At 65.9% G+C, this 16,482-nt stretch carries 15 protein-coding genes; 9 read left to right on the top strand and 6 right to left on the bottom strand.

Translation table 11 applies throughout. The features are described 5' to 3' along the window. The first annotated feature begins 278 nt into the window (after positions 1-278). A complete protein-coding gene (locus tag BLT60_RS15495) occupies positions 279-1,133 on the top strand; it encodes a fumarylacetoacetate hydrolase family protein (protein ID WP_090877577.1) in 855 nt (284 codons plus the stop codon). A gap of 1 nt (position 1,134) precedes the next feature. On the opposite strand, the gene BLT60_RS15490 is transcribed toward BLT60_RS15495, so the two are convergent. Together BLT60_RS15490 and BLT60_RS15485 are read right to left on the bottom strand one after the other, a co-directional pair. Next, the gene (locus BLT60_RS15490; protein ID WP_090877575.1) at positions 1,135-2,085 is read right to left on the bottom strand and encodes a DMT family transporter; all 951 of its coding nucleotides are present in this window, start codon (positions 2,083-2,085) and stop codon (positions 1,135-1,137) included. A gap of 146 nt (positions 2,086-2,231) precedes the next feature. Next, a complete protein-coding gene (locus tag BLT60_RS15485) occupies positions 2,232-4,544 on the bottom strand; it encodes a xanthine dehydrogenase family protein molybdopterin-binding subunit (protein WP_090877573.1) in 2,313 nt (770 codons plus the stop codon). A 217-nt stretch (positions 4,545-4,761) separates the two neighbouring features. On the opposite strand from BLT60_RS15485, the gene BLT60_RS15480 reads away from it, so the two are divergent. Then, the gene (locus tag BLT60_RS15480; protein ID WP_175478467.1) at positions 4,762-5,448 is read left to right on the top strand and encodes an RraA family protein; all 687 of its coding nucleotides are present in this window, start codon (positions 4,762-4,764) and stop codon (positions 5,446-5,448) included. Positions 5,449-5,456: 8 nt separating this feature from the next. Beyond that, positions 5,457-6,446: a ketopantoate reductase family protein gene (locus BLT60_RS15475; protein ID WP_090877569.1), complete on the top strand. Its 990-nt coding sequence runs from the start codon at positions 5,457-5,459 to the stop codon at positions 6,444-6,446. 6 nt (positions 6,447-6,452) lie between these two features. Here BLT60_RS15475 and BLT60_RS15470 read toward each other — a convergent pair whose 3' ends face one another. The 3 genes from BLT60_RS15470 to BLT60_RS15460 form a co-directional block, all read right to left on the bottom strand. Further along, a complete protein-coding gene (locus tag BLT60_RS15470) occupies positions 6,453-7,622 on the bottom strand; it encodes an alpha-hydroxy acid oxidase (RefSeq protein WP_090877567.1) in 1,170 nt (389 codons plus the stop codon). A gap of 33 nt (positions 7,623-7,655) precedes the next feature. Then, positions 7,656-9,305 (bottom strand): glucose-6-phosphate isomerase, encoded by a 1,650-nt coding sequence (pgi, locus tag BLT60_RS15465; RefSeq protein ID WP_090877565.1) that lies wholly within the window; start codon positions 9,303-9,305, stop codon positions 7,656-7,658. An 80-nt stretch (positions 9,306-9,385) separates the two neighbouring features. Then, a complete protein-coding gene (locus BLT60_RS15460; RefSeq protein ID WP_425285019.1) occupies positions 9,386-10,549 on the bottom strand; it encodes a pyridoxal phosphate-dependent aminotransferase in 1,164 nt (387 codons plus the stop codon). A 117-nt stretch (positions 10,550-10,666) separates the two neighbouring features. On the opposite strand from BLT60_RS15460, the gene BLT60_RS15455 reads away from it, so the two are divergent. The 6 genes from BLT60_RS15455 to aat all read left to right on the top strand — a co-directional run bounded on the left by BLT60_RS15455 (position 10,667) and on the right by aat (position 16,095). Further along, positions 10,667-12,091 (top strand): M48 family metalloprotease, encoded by a 1,425-nt coding sequence (locus tag BLT60_RS15455; RefSeq protein WP_090877561.1) that lies wholly within the window; start codon positions 10,667-10,669, stop codon positions 12,089-12,091. Between the two features lie 32 nt (positions 12,092-12,123). Continuing rightward, complete coding sequence (locus BLT60_RS15450; protein ID WP_090877559.1) at positions 12,124-13,008, top strand: DsbA family protein; 885 nt, start codon at positions 12,124-12,126, stop codon at positions 13,006-13,008. A 138-nt stretch (positions 13,009-13,146) separates the two neighbouring features. Further along, positions 13,147-13,593, top strand: a complete 447-nt coding sequence (gene aroQ, locus BLT60_RS15445) for a type II 3-dehydroquinate dehydratase (RefSeq protein WP_090877557.1) — start codon at positions 13,147-13,149, stop codon at positions 13,591-13,593. 9 nt (positions 13,594-13,602) lie between these two features. Then, positions 13,603-14,064: an acetyl-CoA carboxylase biotin carboxyl carrier protein gene (gene accB, locus BLT60_RS15440; RefSeq protein ID WP_090877555.1), complete on the top strand. Its 462-nt coding sequence runs from the start codon at positions 13,603-13,605 to the stop codon at positions 14,062-14,064. Then, the gene (gene accC / locus BLT60_RS15435; RefSeq protein WP_175478466.1) at positions 14,061-15,440 is read left to right on the top strand and encodes an acetyl-CoA carboxylase biotin carboxylase subunit; all 1,380 of its coding nucleotides are present in this window, start codon (positions 14,061-14,063) and stop codon (positions 15,438-15,440) included. Before accB ends, accC begins: the two co-directional genes overlap by 4 nt. Beyond that, positions 15,424-16,095, top strand: a complete 672-nt coding sequence (gene aat / locus BLT60_RS15430; RefSeq protein WP_090877553.1) for a leucyl/phenylalanyl-tRNA--protein transferase — start codon at positions 15,424-15,426, stop codon at positions 16,093-16,095. Before accC ends, aat begins: the two co-directional genes overlap by 17 nt. On the opposite strand, the gene BLT60_RS15425 is transcribed toward aat, so the two are convergent. Continuing rightward, entirely contained in the window at positions 16,032-16,430 is a 399-nt protein-coding gene (locus tag BLT60_RS15425; protein WP_090877550.1) for a DUF2155 domain-containing protein, read from the bottom strand. The two genes, aat and BLT60_RS15425, sit on opposite strands and share 64 nt — an antisense overlap. Positions 16,431-16,482: the final 52 nt, after the last annotated feature.

Raw genomic sequence — 16,482 nt, 5'->3', positions numbered from 1 at the left:
GGGAACACCTTGAGCCGCCGACAGGAACGGGGTAGTTCCGTCACAAACGAGGGGCGGAACTTGCATCTCCGGAAATCGGGCCGCAAGGCTTTTGGTTCGCGCGTCACGCCGCGGGCCGGCGAGGCTGTATGGAATCTCGCGCGCGCGGCGAGCGTAGACGCCCCTCTTGCTGACTCCCCTCGCCTGGCGCCAGCGCCGGCCGGAGTATTCGCGCTGACGACGACGTCATCGTGACAGACACCTGAACTCGACAATCCTCAAGGAGAAGAGAACAAGCCATGAAGTTGCTCCGCTACGGACCCAAGGGTCGCGAGAAGCCCGGCATCCTCGACAAGGACGGCGTCATCCGTGACCTGTCCGGCGTCATCGACGACATCACCCCTGCGACGCTGGCCGCAGGCGCCATCGCCAAGGTCAAGAAGGCGAAGATCGACAGCCTGCCGAAGGTCTCGCCGCGGACCCGCATCGGTCCCTGCGTCAACGGCGTTCGCAATTTCATCGCCATCGGCCTGAACTACATCGACCACGCCAAGGAAACCAACTCGCCGATCCCGGCCGAGCCAATCGTCTTCAACAAGGCGCCGAGCTGCATTGTCGGCCCGAATGACGACGTGCTCCTGCCCAGGGGCTCGAAGAAGACCGACTGGGAAGTCGAACTCGCCGTCATCATCGGCAAGGGCGGCAGCTACATCGACGAGAAGAAGGCGCTGTCGCATGTCGCCGGCTACGCCGTCTGCCATGACGTGTCGGAGCGCGAATACCAGATCGAGCGCGGTGGTCAGTGGACCAAGGGCAAGGGCTGCCCGACCTTCGGTCCGCTCGGGCCGTGGTTGGTGACCCGCGACGAGATCAAGGACATCCAGAACGTCGACATGTTCCTCGACGTCAACGGTCGCCGCATGCAGACCGGCAACACGTCGACGATGATCTTCGGCGTCGCCCACCTGGTCAGCTACCTCAGCCAGTTCATGCTGCTCGAGGCCGGCGACGTCATCACCACCGGCACCCCGCCGGGCGTCGGCATGGGCATGAAGCCGAAGCCGCGCTTCCTCAAGGGTGGCGAGACCATCACGCTGGGCATCGAAGGCCTCGGTGAGCAGACCCAGACAGTGGTCAAGCAGAAGAAGAAGTAAATCAGTTGAGCGGCGTGGTCGGGGTCTGTGCCCGCTTCGACCGCGCCCGCTCGATCCCGAGCCAGCGCTCGCGGAAGATCACGAACAGCCCGGCGCCGACCACGATCCCGGTGCCGAGCAACATCCGCTCCGTCGGCCAGGTGTTGAACACCAGCAGGCTGACGATCAGCGCCCAGATCATCGACGTGTAGTCGAAAGGCGCGATCATCGAGGCGCCGCCATAGCGGAAGCTCTGGGTCATCAGCACCTGCCCCAGCCCGCCGAAAACGCCCGCCGCGATCAGCGAGAGAATGCCGAACAGGTCCGGCATCACCCAGCCGAAGGGCAAGGTGAACAGGCCGAAAAGCGACGTGAACAGCGAGAAATAGACGACGATCGTGCCAGCGCCCTCGGTGTGCACCATGGCCCGCACCTGGGTCGACGTCACCGCGCCCAGGAAGGCGCCGACCACGGCGATCATCGCTCCGATGGCGCTGCGCTCCGTAGCGCCCGCCTCGACATCCGGGCCGACATAGTCCGACAGGATCACCAGCACCCCGATTAGACCGACGATCACCGCCGACCAGCGGTAGATCCGCACCTTCTCGCCGAGGAACAGGACAGCCAGCACGACCGTCATCAGCGGCGCCGCATAGCCGATCGCGGTGGCGTCGGCGATCGGCAATAGCGACAGCGCGGTGAAGCCGAGGAACATCGTGCATCCCCCCGTCACCGAGCGGACGAAATGCCGCCCGAATCGCTTGGTGTGGAAGACCGCCGGAAACTGCCCGCGCCACGCCACCCAGGCGAAGACCGGGATCAGCGCGAAGAAGCTGCGGAAGAACACCAGTTCGCCAATGGGATAGCGGGCGCTGTCCAGCTTTATCAGCGTGGCCATCGCAGTGAATGACAGCGTCGAGGCGACCTTGAGCGCGATACCGACAAGCGGCCGCGCATGTTCTGGCGGGTCCATTGAGCGTCCAGCCGATCACAATGCGCGATGCCCTGCAAGCCTGATCGGCGAGGCGGAACGGTCGCGCAGAAACGCCGCCGGAGCTATCCGGCGGCGTCGCTTGGTTCAGTCGTTTCGTCGGCCGGCCCCGAAGACCGGCCGGATTATCAGGCTTTCGCGTTCTGGATCGCGGTCCAGACCCGCTCCGGCGTCGCCGGCATGTCGATATGGGTAATGCCATAGCCACGGTTCAGCGCGTCGACCATGGCGTTCATCACCGCCGGGCAGGAACCGATCGATCCGGCCTCGCCCGCCCCCTTGATGCCGAACGCATTGGTCTTCGACGGGACATTCCGGGTCTCGAAAACGAAGTTGGGCATGTGCGCCGCGCGCGGCATCGTATAGTCGAGGAACGAGGCCGAGAGCAGCTGCCCGTCGTCGTCGTAGACGACGTTCTCGTAGAGCGCCTGGCCGAGGCCCTGGACGATGCCGCCGTGAACCTGGCCCTCCAGCAGCATCGGGTTCACCGTCGCGCCGAAGTCGTCGACGATCCAGTAGCCGACGATCTCGGTGACGCCGGTCTCCGGATCGACTTCGATCTCGGCGATGTGGGTGCCGTTCGGATAGGTCGGCTCCGGCTGCTCGAAATCGTTGTCGAAGGCGGTCAGCGCCTGCGGGTCCTTGGCCGACTTCGCCACGTCGGCGAGCGAAACGCCCCGGTTGGTGCCGGCGACCTGGACCATGCCGTCGACCAGTTCGAGATCGTCGACCGCCGCCTCGAGCTGCTCCGAGGCCAGCGTCTTGACCTGGCGCGCCAGCTTCACCGCCGCGTTGTGGACGGAGACCGCGCCAAGCGGGATCGAGCGCGAACCGCCCGTCCCGTCGCCGTTCGGAACCTGGTCGGTGTCGCCCTGGATCACCTTGACCTTGTCATAGTCGAGGCCGAGATGGCCGACGATGAACTGCGAATAGGCGGTGGCGTGGCCCTGGCCGTTGGTCTGGGTGCCGATGAGCAGGGTGACGGTGCCGTCCTGCTCGAGCCGCACCGTCGCCTCCTCGCTGCCGGGGAAGGCGCAGGCCTCGACATAGGTGCCGATGCCGAAGCCGCGGAGCTTGCCATTCGCCTTCGACGCGGCGGCGCGTTCCTCGAAGCCCTTGTAGTCGGAAACCGTCAGCGCCTGTTCGAGATGGCCGTCGAACTCGCCGCTGTCGTAGATGCGGCCGCCCTGCGTCTCGTAAGGCAGCGCTTCCGGCTGGATGAAGTTGCGCCGCCGGATCTCGACCGGACCGAGCCCGGTTTCCCGGCCGCACTGATCGACCAGTCGCTCGACAAGGTAGGCGGCTTCCGGCCGGCCGGCGCCGCGATAGGCATCGACCGTCACGGTGTGGGTGTAGACGCCACGACACAGCGCGTAGAGATGCGGAATGTCGTAGAGCCCGGTGAGCATGGTCAGGCCGCCTTCGGGAATGAAGGGCCCGAACTGCGAGAGATAGGCCCCCATCCCGGCAAGCAGGTCGACGCGCATGGCGAGGAACTTGCCATTCTCGTCCATCGCCATCTCGGCGACCGCGAAGTTGTCGCGACCATGGCTGTCGATGAGGAAATGCTCGCTGCGGTCGCCGATCCACTTGACCGGGGTACCGAGCTTCTTCGCGGCAATCGCCGCCAGCGGATACTCCTGGTAGACGAAGGACTTGGTGCCGAAGCCGCCACCGACATCCGGCGTGATGACCCGGACCTTGCTGGCCGGAATGCCGAGGATGTCCTTGGCGATGCGATCGCGCATCCCGTGGCCGCCCTGGGTGCCCATGGTCAGCGTGTAGCGATCGTTCGCGCCGTCATATTCGGCAACGATGCCACGGGTTTCCATGTAGTTGGAGACCAGCCGGTTGTTGACGATCTCCATGCGGGTCACCTTGGCCGCGCGCAAAAACGCCGCGTCGGTCGCGCCTTTGGCGCCACGCGAACAGGTGAAGGCGACATTGGTGCCGTGCTCCGGCCAGACCAGCGGCGCGTCGTCCTCGACGGCCCGGCGCAGGTCGGCCACCGCCGGCAGCGGATCGTAGTCGATCTCGACGGACTCGGAGGCCATCTTCGCCTGCTCGACCGTATCGGCGACGATGAAGAGGATCGGGTCGCCGACATGGCGGACGACATCGCCGCACAACAGCGGATGCTCGGGCATCCAGGGGTGGGTGCCGTCGACCTGGCGAATCTTGCCCTTGCAGGGCAGCCCGTTGATACCGTCGAGATCGTCATGCGTCAGGATCAGCTTCACCCCCGTCATGGCGCGCGCCGCCGCGAGGTCGCCGACCTTGATCTTCGCATGCGCCATCGCCGAGCGCAGGACATAGGCCTGCAGCGTGCCCTCGGGCGTGTAGTCGTCGGTGAAATGACCGTGGCCGGTGACCAGCGCCTTGTCTTCGGTGCGCTTGGCGCGGGCACCCATGCCATATTTGGGCGGGGCAGCGATGTTCATGATGCGATCGGCCTGATGGCCGCCTCTCGTCGAGCAAAAGAATGAAAACCGTCGGTCAGGAGTCGCCGACGGTCGAACCGATATCCTGACCAGATCGAGGCCGAAAGGCAACTCCATGATCGCAGGAACCGGGTCGATTGCTCGCGACAGACGGCGTGTTTTGCTAGGTTGCCTGCCGGGCGCTCGCCCCGACATCAAAAACAAGGCATTTCCAGACATGATCACCGATCCGCCGCTGCTTACCGTTCGCCGCAATTTCCCCCGTCCCACCGCCGACCAGGTCGCCGCCTTTGCCGGATGCCAGACCGGCCACGCCGTCGATGCGATGAGCGGCGGCGGCGCGCTCGACGGCCAGATCAAGTCGATCGGCGGCGTGAAGCCCTTCTGCGGCGTCGCCGTCCCGGCCGGCGACGGCCCGGCCGACAACCTCGCCACCTTCGGCGCCCTCAGCATCGCCAGGCCGGGCGACGTCATCGTCTCTGCAACCGGCGGCTTCAAGGGCGTTGCGGTGATCGGCGACCTGCTGCTCGGCATGATGAAGAACAGCGGCTGCGCCGCCTTCGTCACCGACGGCTTTGTTCGCGACGTGGTCGGCCTGCGCGGCGTCGGCCTCCCCTGCTACGCCGCCGGCGTGACCCCGAATTCTCCGGTCCGCAACGGCCCCGGCACCGTCGGACTGCCGGTGATGGTCGGCGGCACGATGGTAGGCCCGGGCGACATCGTGCTCGGCGACGAGGATGGCGTCGTCGTCGTTCCCTACGCCCGGATCGACGAGGTCATCGAGCGACTGGCCGTCGTCCGCGCTGCCGAGGCCGATCTCGAAGCCAAGGTGAAGGCCGGCCTGAAGATGCCCGATTTCATCCAGACGCGGATCGACGCCGGCCTGTTCAACGAGATCGACTGACCGCCGCCATGCGTATCGCGATGATCGGCGCCGGGGCGATGGGCGCGATGTTCGGCGCCCGCTTCGCCGCGGCCGGCGCCGACGTCGTTCTTTATGACCGCGATGCCGAGCATGTCGCAGCGATCTCGGCCGACGGCCTGCTTGTCACGGATCCCGAAGGCGAGAAGCGGTCGCACCTCGCGGCGACCACGTCGATCGACGCAATCGGCCCGGTCGATGTCGCGGTCGTCATGGTCGACAGCAATGCCACCCGTGTCGCGGCGGGGGCGCTGGAAGCGGTCCTCGGACCGGATGCCTTCGTCCTGACCATGCAGAACGGCATCGGCAACGTCGAGGCGCTCGCGGAGGCCTTCGGCGCCGACCGCGTGGTCGGCGGCAGCACCTATAACAGCGCCGCCCGGCAAGCTCCGGGACGCATTCTCCATTCCAACATCGGCGAGACGACCATCGGCGAGCTCGATGGCGCCGCCTCGGATCGGGTCGCGGCGATTGCCGACCTGTTTCGCCGGGCGGCCTTGCCAATCGTCGTCAGCGACAACGTTCTCGGCGTCATCTGGATGAAGTTCGTGCTCAATGCGGCGATCAACCCGGTTTGCGCCGTCACCGGCCTGCGGCCGGGCGAGGTCGCCCGGACCGAGCCGGCGCGACACCTGCTGGAGAGCCTGCTCGACGAGATCCTGGTCGTGGTCGCGGCGCGGGGCATCGCCCTGCCCTCCGTCGATCCGCGCGCCGAGATCCTCGACCACGCCTGGGAGCGCTACAACCGTCCGTCTATGCTCCAGCATGTCGAAGCGGGCCAGCGCACCGAGATCGACGCGCTGAATGGCGCCCTGCTCCGTGAAGCCGATGCGCTGGGCATCGCCTGCCCGTTCAACCAGGCGATCGTGCTGACGATCAAGTCGCTGGAAGCAAGGACGCTCGCCCGCGCCGCGTCGCCCGATCTCGACGAGTCATCTCTCGAGGCGGTGGCGCGCGCCAACCCGCGACCGGCGAGCTGACAGCGCCTAGTTCTGGCGCCACGGCATCCTGAGCAGCAGGTCCGGCCCGAGGTCGTCGACCCGGGTCACGCCGCAAAAGCCCATCACCCGGTCGATCTCGCTGCGGTAGATCTCCAGCACGCGGGCGACGCCCGCCTCGCCGGCCACCGCCAGCCCGAAGAGCTGTGGCCGCGCCACCAGGCAGGCGGTGGCTCCGAGGATCAGGGCGCGAACCACGTCAACACCCCGCCGAATGCCGCCATCGACGAGAACAGGAATCCGCCCCTCGACCGCCGAGACGACGCCGGGTAGCGCCTCGATCCCCGAGGCCGCGCCATCGAGCTGGCGGCCGCCGTGGTTCGAGACGATCACCGAATCGACGCCGTGGTCGATCGCCCGCCTGGCCTCGTCCGGGTGCAGGACGCCCTTGAGGATCAGCGGCCCCTTCCAGATCTTGCGAAGGTCCTCGACATCCTTCCAGGCCATTGCCGGATCCAGCATGTCGGCGATCCGCAGGCCCTGCGCGCCAAGCTCGATCGCCTTGCCCTCGCGCTCATAATTGCCGAAGCCGATCGTCGGCAATTCCCGGCGCATCCGCCACAGCCATCCCGGCTTGATCGCCATCCCGGCGACCTCGACCGGGCCGAGCCGCGGGGGAATGGTAAAGCCGTTGCGAATATCGCGCTCGCGATTGCCGGTAAGCTGGTTGTCGATCGTCAGCACCAGCCCGTCATAGCCACTGGCGGCCGCCCGTTCGGTGAGTTCACGGGTAAACCCGCGATCCTTGTAGATGAAGACCTGCATGAAGCGCGGCGCAGCCCCGGTCTTCGCCAGATCTTCGAGGGTGCAGACCGAGCCGTGGCTGAGGCAATAGGCAGTGCCGGCCGCCGCCGCCGCCCGCGCCGAGCATTGCTCGCCACCCGGCCAGAAAAGCCCGGCAAGCCCGGTCGGGCCGATCATCAGCGGCATCGACAGCTTGTGGCCGAACAGCGTCATCGACAGGTCGCGGTTCGCCGCGCCGTCGAGCGGCTTCGGCAGGAGCGCGATATCGTCGAAGGCCGACTCGTTCCGCCGCAGGGTCCACTCGTCCTCGGCCGCGCCATCGGCAAGGTCAAAGACGGCGCCCGGCAAGGCACTGCGGGCGCGTGTCCGCATCTGGGCGATGCTGTTGATGCGGCGAAGGGCTTCCGGACTCATGGCGCACTTCCGCCTACGGTATGGCGACCCACGTCACCCGCCCCTCAACAGCCGCGCGGCGGCAATCAATCCCGCGGTGGAGGCATCCTTGCCGTCGGTGGACTGCTTGCCCTCGACCATCGGCAGCAGCGTCTTGGCCAGCGCCTTGCCGAGCTCGACGCCCCACTGGTCGAAGGAATTGATCCCCCAGATCGTCCCCTGGACGAAGATCTTGTGCTCGTAGAGGGCGATGATCATGCCGAGCGTCTCGGGATCGAGGCGCTTGTAGAGCAGCGTGTTGGTGGGGCGGTTGCCGGGGAAGACCTTGTGCGGCGCCAGCCGCTCGATGTCGGGCGGGGCCATGCCCTCGCCCTTCAGTTCCTCCCGCGCCTCGGCGATGGTCCGGCCGCGCATCAGCGCCTCGGTCTGGGCGAAGCAGTTCGACAACAGCAGGGCGTGGTGGTTGTAGTCCTCCTTGGCGTCGGAATAGGCCCCGACCATGAAGTCGCAAGGGATCACGTCCGTGCCCTGGTGAAGAAGCTGGTAGAAGGCGTGCTGGCCGTTGGTGCCGGGCTCGCCGAAGACCAGCGGCCCGGTGTGCCCCATCACCGTGGCGCCGCCGGCGACCTTCACCCGCTTGCCGTTGGATTCCATGTCGAGCTGCTGGAAATAGGCCGGCAGCCGCGCCAGCCGCTGCTCATAGGGCAGGATGCCCAGGGCCGGGAAGCCGAGAATGTTGCGGTTCCAGACGCCGATCAGGCCGAGAATGGCCGGCAGGTTGCGCTCCAGCGGCTCGGTGCGGAAATGGTCATCCATCGCCCGGGCGCCGCCGAGAAAGCTGCTGAAGCCGGCCGGGCCGATGGCGATCATCAGCGACAGGCCGATCGCCGACCAGACCGAATATCGCCCGCCGACCCAGTCCCAGAAGGGAAACATCCGGTCCTCGGACATGCCGAAGGCTTTCACCTTGTCGGTCGCGGTCGACATCGCGGCGAAATGCGCCCCGACATGCTCTTCGCCGACCCGCTCGACGATCCATGCCCGCGCCGTCGCCGCGTTCGTCATGGTCTCGACCGTGGTGAAGGTCTTCGAGGCGATCAGGAAGAGCGTCCGGTCGGGATCGAGCCCTTCCAGCACGTCGCGGATGTCCGCTCCGTCGACATTCGAGACGAAGTGGGTGCGCGGCCCGTCGTGATAGGGCGACAGCGCCAGGCAGGCCATCCGCGGTCCGAGATCGGACCCGCCGATCCCGATATTGACGACGTCGGTGAACTGTCCGCCTGAGCCACGAATCTCGCCCGACCGCACGCCGTCGGAAAACGCCGCCATGCGGTTGAGGACGGCATGCACCTCGGGGACGACATTCACCCCACCGGAACGGAATATCTCATCGGGAAGCGACCGGAGGGCGATATGAAGGACGGAGCGGTTCTCCGTCTTGTTGATCGCTTCGCCGGCGAACATCGCGGCGCGATGCGCTTCGACGCCCGCCGCCTTGCCGAGCGCGAAAAGCAGCGGCATCGTTTCGGCGTCGATCTGGTTTTTCGAATAATCCAGAAGGAGATCGCGGAAGGAGATCGAGAATCGCTTGAAGCGCTCCGGATCGCCTGAGAACTTGTCCCTCATGGGCGTCTTGGCGACGACCGACCGGTGTGTATCAAGCGCGGCGAATGCCTGGATCATGTCGGAATTCACGGATCTCATCTCCCCTCGGCGAGCCTCAGTCCTCGGCACCAGACCGACTAGCACATGGACCGGCCCATGGCATCAGGCTTGGTCGATCGTCACCCCAGCCACCGTCCCAGTCGCGCCACTGCCTCCGCCATGTCCTCTCCGGTCCCGGCGAAGGAAAAGCGCATCCAGGCATGGCCGCGTTCGCGGTCGAAGTCCGGCCCCGGTGTCGCCGCCACCCCCGCCTCGTCAAGCATTCGACGGGTGAAGTCGACGGAATCGTTCGAGAAGCGCCGCACCGACGCGTAGACGTAGAAGGCGCCATCGACGGGAAAGAAATCGTCGAAGCCGATCGCCGGCAGCTTGTCGAGCAGCAGTTGGCGGTTGGCGGCATAGCCGGCCTTCACCGCTTCGAGTTCCTCGGTCGCGTCAAAGGCCGCGACGGCCGCCCGCTGGGAAATATCCGGCGCCGAGATGTAGAGATTCTGCGCGATCCGCTCGATCGGCCGGACAAGGTCCTCCGGCAGCACCATCCAGCCGATCCGCCACCCGGTCATGCAGTAATATTTGGAGAAGGAGTTGACGACGATGGCATGCCGCGCGTGTTTCAGCGCCGTCTCTGCGATACCGGCGTAGACAAGCCCATGATAAATCTCGTCGGAGATGAAACGGATGCCGAGACGCTCCGCCGTCTGGACCAGCGTCCGCAGGGCGTCCGGGTGCATCACGGTCCCGGTCGGGTTGCCGGGACTGGCGATCAGCACGCCGGCCAGCGGCGCCCGCTCATGCGCCGCGACAAGCATCTCAGGCGTCATCACATAGCCGCTGTCGGCACTGGTCTCGATATTGACAACCTCGAGCCCCAGCGCCCCAAGCAGATTCCGGTAGGCCGGGTAGCCCGGCGTCGCCAGCGCGATCCGGTTGCCAGGGTCGAAAGCGGCGAGGAAGGCAAGGTTGAAGCCTGCCGACGAACCGGTGGTCACCGCGATCCGGTCGGCAGCGACCTCCGTCCCGTAGGCTTCGCCATAATGGGCCGCGATGCGCTCCCGAAGGGCGCGAATACCGAGGGCGTCGGTATAGCGGAAACGACCGTCCTTCAGCGCCGCGCGCGCCGCCGCGAGCACCGGGCGTGGGGCCGGCGCGCCGGGTTGTCCGACTTCCATATGGACGACGTGATGGCCTGCCGCTTCGCGGTCGCCAGCCGCCTTCAGCACCTCCATCGCGAGGAAGGGATCGACTGCGCTGCGCCGCGAAGCGTGAAATTTCGATCCGCTCAACCGGCTCTCCCTGAAGCCAAACGTCTTTCTGTTGCCCTATTTTCCGGCCATTTGCGCTCGAAGCGCGCCGGGAAGGCCATGGCGCGACCGCGAGTGCGAGACGGAGCGACACCGCCCATGCCAGCGACGAGCGTGCCTAGCAGCCCGGACACGGCTTGGAAAGTCCGGCCAACCGTCGGCCGCCGATGGGTCGGGCGGGCGCTCGCGGCCGGCCTGGCGGCGTCCTTCGCGATCCCCCCGCAGGTCGCCGTCGCCGCCAACGTCAATATTGTTCGCGACGCCGAAACCGAGGCCCTGATCCAGGACTACGCCGCGCCGCTCTTCAAGGCCGCCGGCATCCAGGGCAGAGACGTCCAGATCTTCCTTGTCCCGGACGACCGCTTCAACGCCTTCGTCGCGGATGCGTCCCGCATGTTCATCAATACCGGGGCGATCATGACCGCCGAGACACCGAACGAGGTGATCGGCGTCCTCGCCCATGAAGCGGCGCATCTCGCCCATGGCGACCTTGCCGGCATCCGCAATTCCATCGCCAATTCCACGACCGCCGCCCTGATCGGCGCGATGCTTGGCGTCGGCGCGGTGATCGCCGGTTCTTCGGCCGGTCTCAAGGGACTGGGCCAGGCCGGCCCCGGCATTGTCGCCGGCTCGATGCACGCGGCCCAGCGCAACGTGCTCGCCTATGCCCGTGCCCAGGAAGCTGCCGCCGACCGCACCGCAATGGATTACCTCGCCGCCACCGGGCAATCCGGCCAGGGCATGGTCACCGTGCTGGAGCGACTGGCGAACCAGGTCCTGTTGTCGGCGCGTGGTGCCGATCCCTATGTCCAGTCCCATCCCCTGCCCGCCGATCGCGTCCGGACGGTCGCGGCACTGGCGAGCGCCAGCAAGTTCCAGGGAAAAAAGGATTCGGCCGACCTCCAGCAGCGCCACGATCTCGTCCGCGCCAAGCTCGCCGGTTTCACGCTGACCCCGCAGCAGGTCGGCCGGCGCTATCCGCAGTCCGACAACAGTCTCCCCGCCCGCTATGCCCGGGCGATCGCCGCTTATCGGTCCGGCGCGCTGGACCCGGCGATCAAGCGCATCGACGAACTGATCCGGGCCGACCCCGACAATCCCTTCTTCTGGGAATTGAAGGGCCAGGCGCTGCTTGAGGGCGGCAGACCGACCAACGCCGTCGCGCCGCTGGCCGAGGCGGTCGCTCTCCGGCCCACCTCCGGGCTCCTGCGTATCCTCTACGGCCAGGCGCTGGTCGCGACCGAGCGCCGGGACAATATCGAGCTGGCGGTCAAGAACCTGACCGTCGGACTGCAGATGGATCCGGACGTGCCGGTTGGCTGGCGAACCCTCGCCCGCGGCTTTGCCCTGATCGACAACCTTCCGAGGGCAGAACTTGCCACCGCCGAAGGGCTTTTCGTCCTCGGCAATTTCGGCGAGGCCAAGATTCACGCCCGCCGCGCTCAAGAAAGATTGAAGACCGGGACGCCCGCCTGGCTTCGCGCAGATGACATTTTGACTTATAGACCGCCCAGTTCCCGCTGACCGTTGGTCGGCCGCCCATCCGGAGCCCAGACATGAACCAGAAGAATATCGCCATCGCAGCCATCGGGGCGATTGTCATCGGGGCCGCAGGCTATCTCATCGGCGTCGAGGTTGCCGGTCGCGGACCGAGTGCCGCCGTCACCGAAACGGCGGTCAAGGATTACCTCGCCGCCAACCCGGACATCCTTGCGCCGGCCGGAGCCTCCGAGACCACCGTTGTCGCGGGCCTGAACGATACCCAGCGCACCGAGGTCGCCTCGATGGTCCGCAGCCATCTGATCGAAAACCCCGAGATCATCCGCGACGCAATGGAAGCGCTTCAGGTGAAGGAAGACCAGCAGGCCGCGCAGGCCCAGGTCTCGGCTATCACCAGCAACAAGGACCTGCTCTTTTCCTCCGAACGCCAGGTCGTGATCGGCAATCCCGAGGGCAAGACCACGCTGGTCGAGTTCTTCGACTACAATTGCGGCTACTGCCGGCGCGCGCAGGAGGACATGCATCGGTTGATCGAACAGGATCCCGACCTGCGAGTCGTTCTCAAGGAGTTCCCCGTTCTCGGCGAAGGCTCCGTCGATGCGGCGCGGGTTTCGATCGCCGTCAAGCTGGTCGCTCCCGACAAGAGCGAGGAGTTCCACAACGCTCTGCTCGACCAGGCCGGCCAGGTGAACGGCGATGTTGCGCTCGCGGTAGCGGAAGAAATGGGTCTCGACAGGGACGCGCTCAAGGCCGAGATGGACAGCGACGAGGTGATGGCGACCATCACCGAAGTCTATGCGCTTGCTTCGGAATTGGCCCTGACCGGCACGCCTTCCTACGTCACCAATAGCGAAGTCGTCATCGGCGCCGTCGGCTTCGACGCGCTGAAGACAAAGGTGGCGACAGCCCGGGCCAATTGCGCCGACGAGGCAGTCTGCTAGCCGCCGAGCAGCCGCCCAGGCATCAATCCACAGGTGCCGCGACCTGGCTCGCGGCCCTTTCCCTCGTCGCAGCTACCCCCTATAACGGCGCAAATCCGGGCGGTCGCCGCCTGGCCGCGTGGTGGAAGTGACGATTCGATGACGGGCACCGTCTTCGTCCTTAATGGACCCAACCTCAATATGCTCGGGCAGCGCGAGCCGGGCATCTATGGCGGCAAGGGCCTGGCCGAAATCGGCGAGGAATGCCGCAAGGCGGGCGTTGAGTCGGACCTTACGGTCGATTTCCGCCAGACCAATCACGAAGGCGTCCTGGTCGACTGGATTCAGGAAGCCGCCGACGGCGCCGAAGGCATCGTCATCAACCCGGGCGCCTACACGCACACGTCGGTGGCAATCCACGACGCCCTACGCGCAGTCGGCAAGCCGGTCATCGAACTGCACCTTTCGAACATTTTCGCCCGCGAGGCGTTTCGTCATCATTCTTACGTTTCGCCGGTCGCCACCGGCGTGATCTGCGGGCTTGGCCCCGCTGGCTATATTCTCGCGCTGTCGGCCATGAAACAACTGATCGCGGCGCGCAGCTAAAGAGGACGCATGAACGACAAGAAGAAAATCGTCGACCACGACCTTATCCGCGAGCTCTCGAAGCTGCTCACGGAGACCGATCTGACCGAGATCGAGCTCGAGGACGGTGATATGAGGATCCGCGTCGCCCGCAGCCCGGCCCCGGTCACGGCTGTGGCTCCTGCGGCGGCAGCCCCCGCGCCTGCGGAGCCGTCGCACCGTCAGCCCGCCGCGGCGCCGGACGACCCGGCCGCCAATCCCGGTGCGCTCCTGTCGCCGATGGTCGGCACCGCCTATCTCAGCTCCGAGCCCGGCGCCCGGCCGTATGTGGATATCGGCGAATCGGTTCGGGAGGGCCAGACCGTCATGATCGTCGAGGCGATGAAGACGATGAACCAGATACCGGCGACGCGCTCCGGCACGGTGACCCGTATCCTGGTGGAGGACGGCCAGCCGGTCGAGTATGGCGAGCCGCTGATGATCATCGAATGAGCGAGGCAACGCCCTTGTTCGACAAGATCCTCATCGCCAATCGCGGCGAGATTGCCCTGCGCGTGCTGCGAGCCTGCAAGGAGCTCGGCATCGCCACCGTCGCCGTCCATTCGACGGCCGACGAGGATGCGATGCATGTTCGCCTCGCCGACGAGAGCGTCTGCATCGGCCCGCCGCCGGCCCGCGATTCCTATCTCAACATTCCGCAGATCCTCGCCGCCTGCGAGATCACCGGCGCCAACGCCGTTCATCCCGGCTACGGCTTCCTGTCGGAAAACGCGCGCTTCGCGGAAATCCTCGAAGCCCACAACGTCGCTTTCATCGGTCCGAGCGCCGAACATATCCGCATCATGGGCGACAAGATCGAGGCGAAACGCACTGCCCAACGTCTTGGAATCCCGGTGGTTCCGGGCTCCGAGGGCGGCGTTTCCAACGAGATCGAGGCACGCAAGATCGGGGCCGATATCGGTTACCCGGTCCTGATCAAGGCGACCGCCGGCGGTGGCGGGCGCGGCATGAAAGTGGCGCGCACCCCCGATGAAATGGCCGAGGCTTTCAATACGGCCCGTCAGGAAGCGCGCGCCGCTTTCGGCAATGACGAGGTCTATATCGAGAAATACCTCGACAAGCCGCGCCATATCGAGGTGCAGGTGATTGGAGACGGCAAGGGCGGTGGCGTCCATCTCGGGGAACGCGATTGCTCGCTGCAGCGCCGCCACCAGAAGGTCTGGGAAGAGGCCCCCTCGCCTGTCATCGACGCTGCGACACGCGCCGAAATCGGCGGGGTCGTCGCCAGGGCGATTGCCGATATGGGCTATTCCGGCGCCGGCACGATCGAATTCCTGTACGAGAACGGCGCGTTCAATTTCATCGAGATGAACACCCGGCTCCAGGTGGAGCATCCGGTCACGGAGGCGATCACCGGCATCGACCTGGTGATCGAGCAGATTCGCGTTGCGGCCGGCCACAAGCTGTCCTTCACGCAGGATGAGGTGACCTTCGACGGACACGCCATCGAATGCCGGATCAACGCCGAGGACCCGCGCACCTTCGCCGCCTCGCCGGGCCGGATCGCCAACTACCACCCACCCGGCGGTCTTGGCGTCCGGGTCGATTCGGCGGTCTATCAGGGCTATCGAATCCCGCCCTTCTACGACAGCCTGATCGGCAAGCTGATCGTCCACGGCCGGACGCGCCAGGAATGCATGATGCGGCTCCGGCGGGCGCTCGACGAGTTCGTCATCGACGGTATCCGCACCACGATCCCGCTGTTCAGGGACCTCGTCATCGACGAGGATATCGCCGCCGGCCAGTACGACATTCACTGGCTGGAGAAGAAGCTTTCGGAACCCGCGCCCGATGACCGGACCGGATGACATCCTTCTTGAGATCACGCCTCAGGTTCTGCTGAAGGCTTACGCCGTCGGCATCTTCCCGATGGCGGAGTCGGCTGACGACGTCGGCCTGCACTGGATCGAGCCGGAGATGCGCGGCATCCTCCCGCTTGACCGTTTTCACATTGCCCGTCGCCTGAAGCGGACGGTTCGGCAGAACGTCTTCGACGTCCGCGTCGATACCGATTTCGAGGCCGTGATCGACGGCTGCGCCGCCGCCTCGGAGGGGCGAGCCAAGACCTGGATCAACCAGCGCATTCGCCGTTTGTATTTCGAACTCTTCGAGATGGGTCATTGCCACACGGTGGAGGCATGGCGCGACGGGAAGCTGGTTGGCGGACTCTACGGCGTTCGTCTCGGCGCGGCCTTTTTCGGTGAAAGCATGTTCAGTCGGGCGCGCGATGCCTCGAAGGTCGCGCTTGTCCATCTCGTCGCACGATTGAACGCCGGCGGCTTTGCCCTGCTCGACACCCAGTTCACCACCCGCCACCTGAAACAGTTCGGTGCGATCGAGGTCGACCGCTTCGACTATCAGAAGTTGCTCGAAGCGGCGATCGACAACAACGCCGACTTCTATCGCTGGGACGGGGGCGCGACTTCAGAGGACTGCTTGCAGTCGGCCAGCCACACGTCATAAACCGCGTGATCGACGGCGTGCAGGCCGGGGCTTGCCGCGAACATCCAACCGCCGAAGATGCGCCGGACCTTGCGGTCGAGGGTGATCTCGTCGACCTCGACAAAGGCGTCGGTCAGGGGCGCTTCCGTTGGCGGCCGCGAGTAGCATACCCGCGGCGTCACCTGCAGCGCGCCGAACTGAACCGTTTCGTCGATGTAGACATCGAAGGAGATGATCCGACCGGTGATCTTGTCGAGGCCGGAAAAGACTGCCACCGGATTGGAAATCCGCTCGGCGTTTGCCGGCAGGATGCCGAGTGTCGAAGCCAGTGCGGCAAAGAGCAATATGCGCTTCATGGGCCCGTTGACTGATTCCCGTGACGATTGGTTAAACCGCCTCGTAACACGG

This window comes from Bauldia litoralis (genome assembly GCF_900104485.1).
GTDB lineage: Bacteria > Pseudomonadota > Alphaproteobacteria > Rhizobiales > Kaistiaceae > Bauldia > Bauldia litoralis.
The sequence above is the reverse complement of the archived record's forward strand: the minus strand, read 5'-3'. Positions and strand labels throughout refer to the sequence as shown.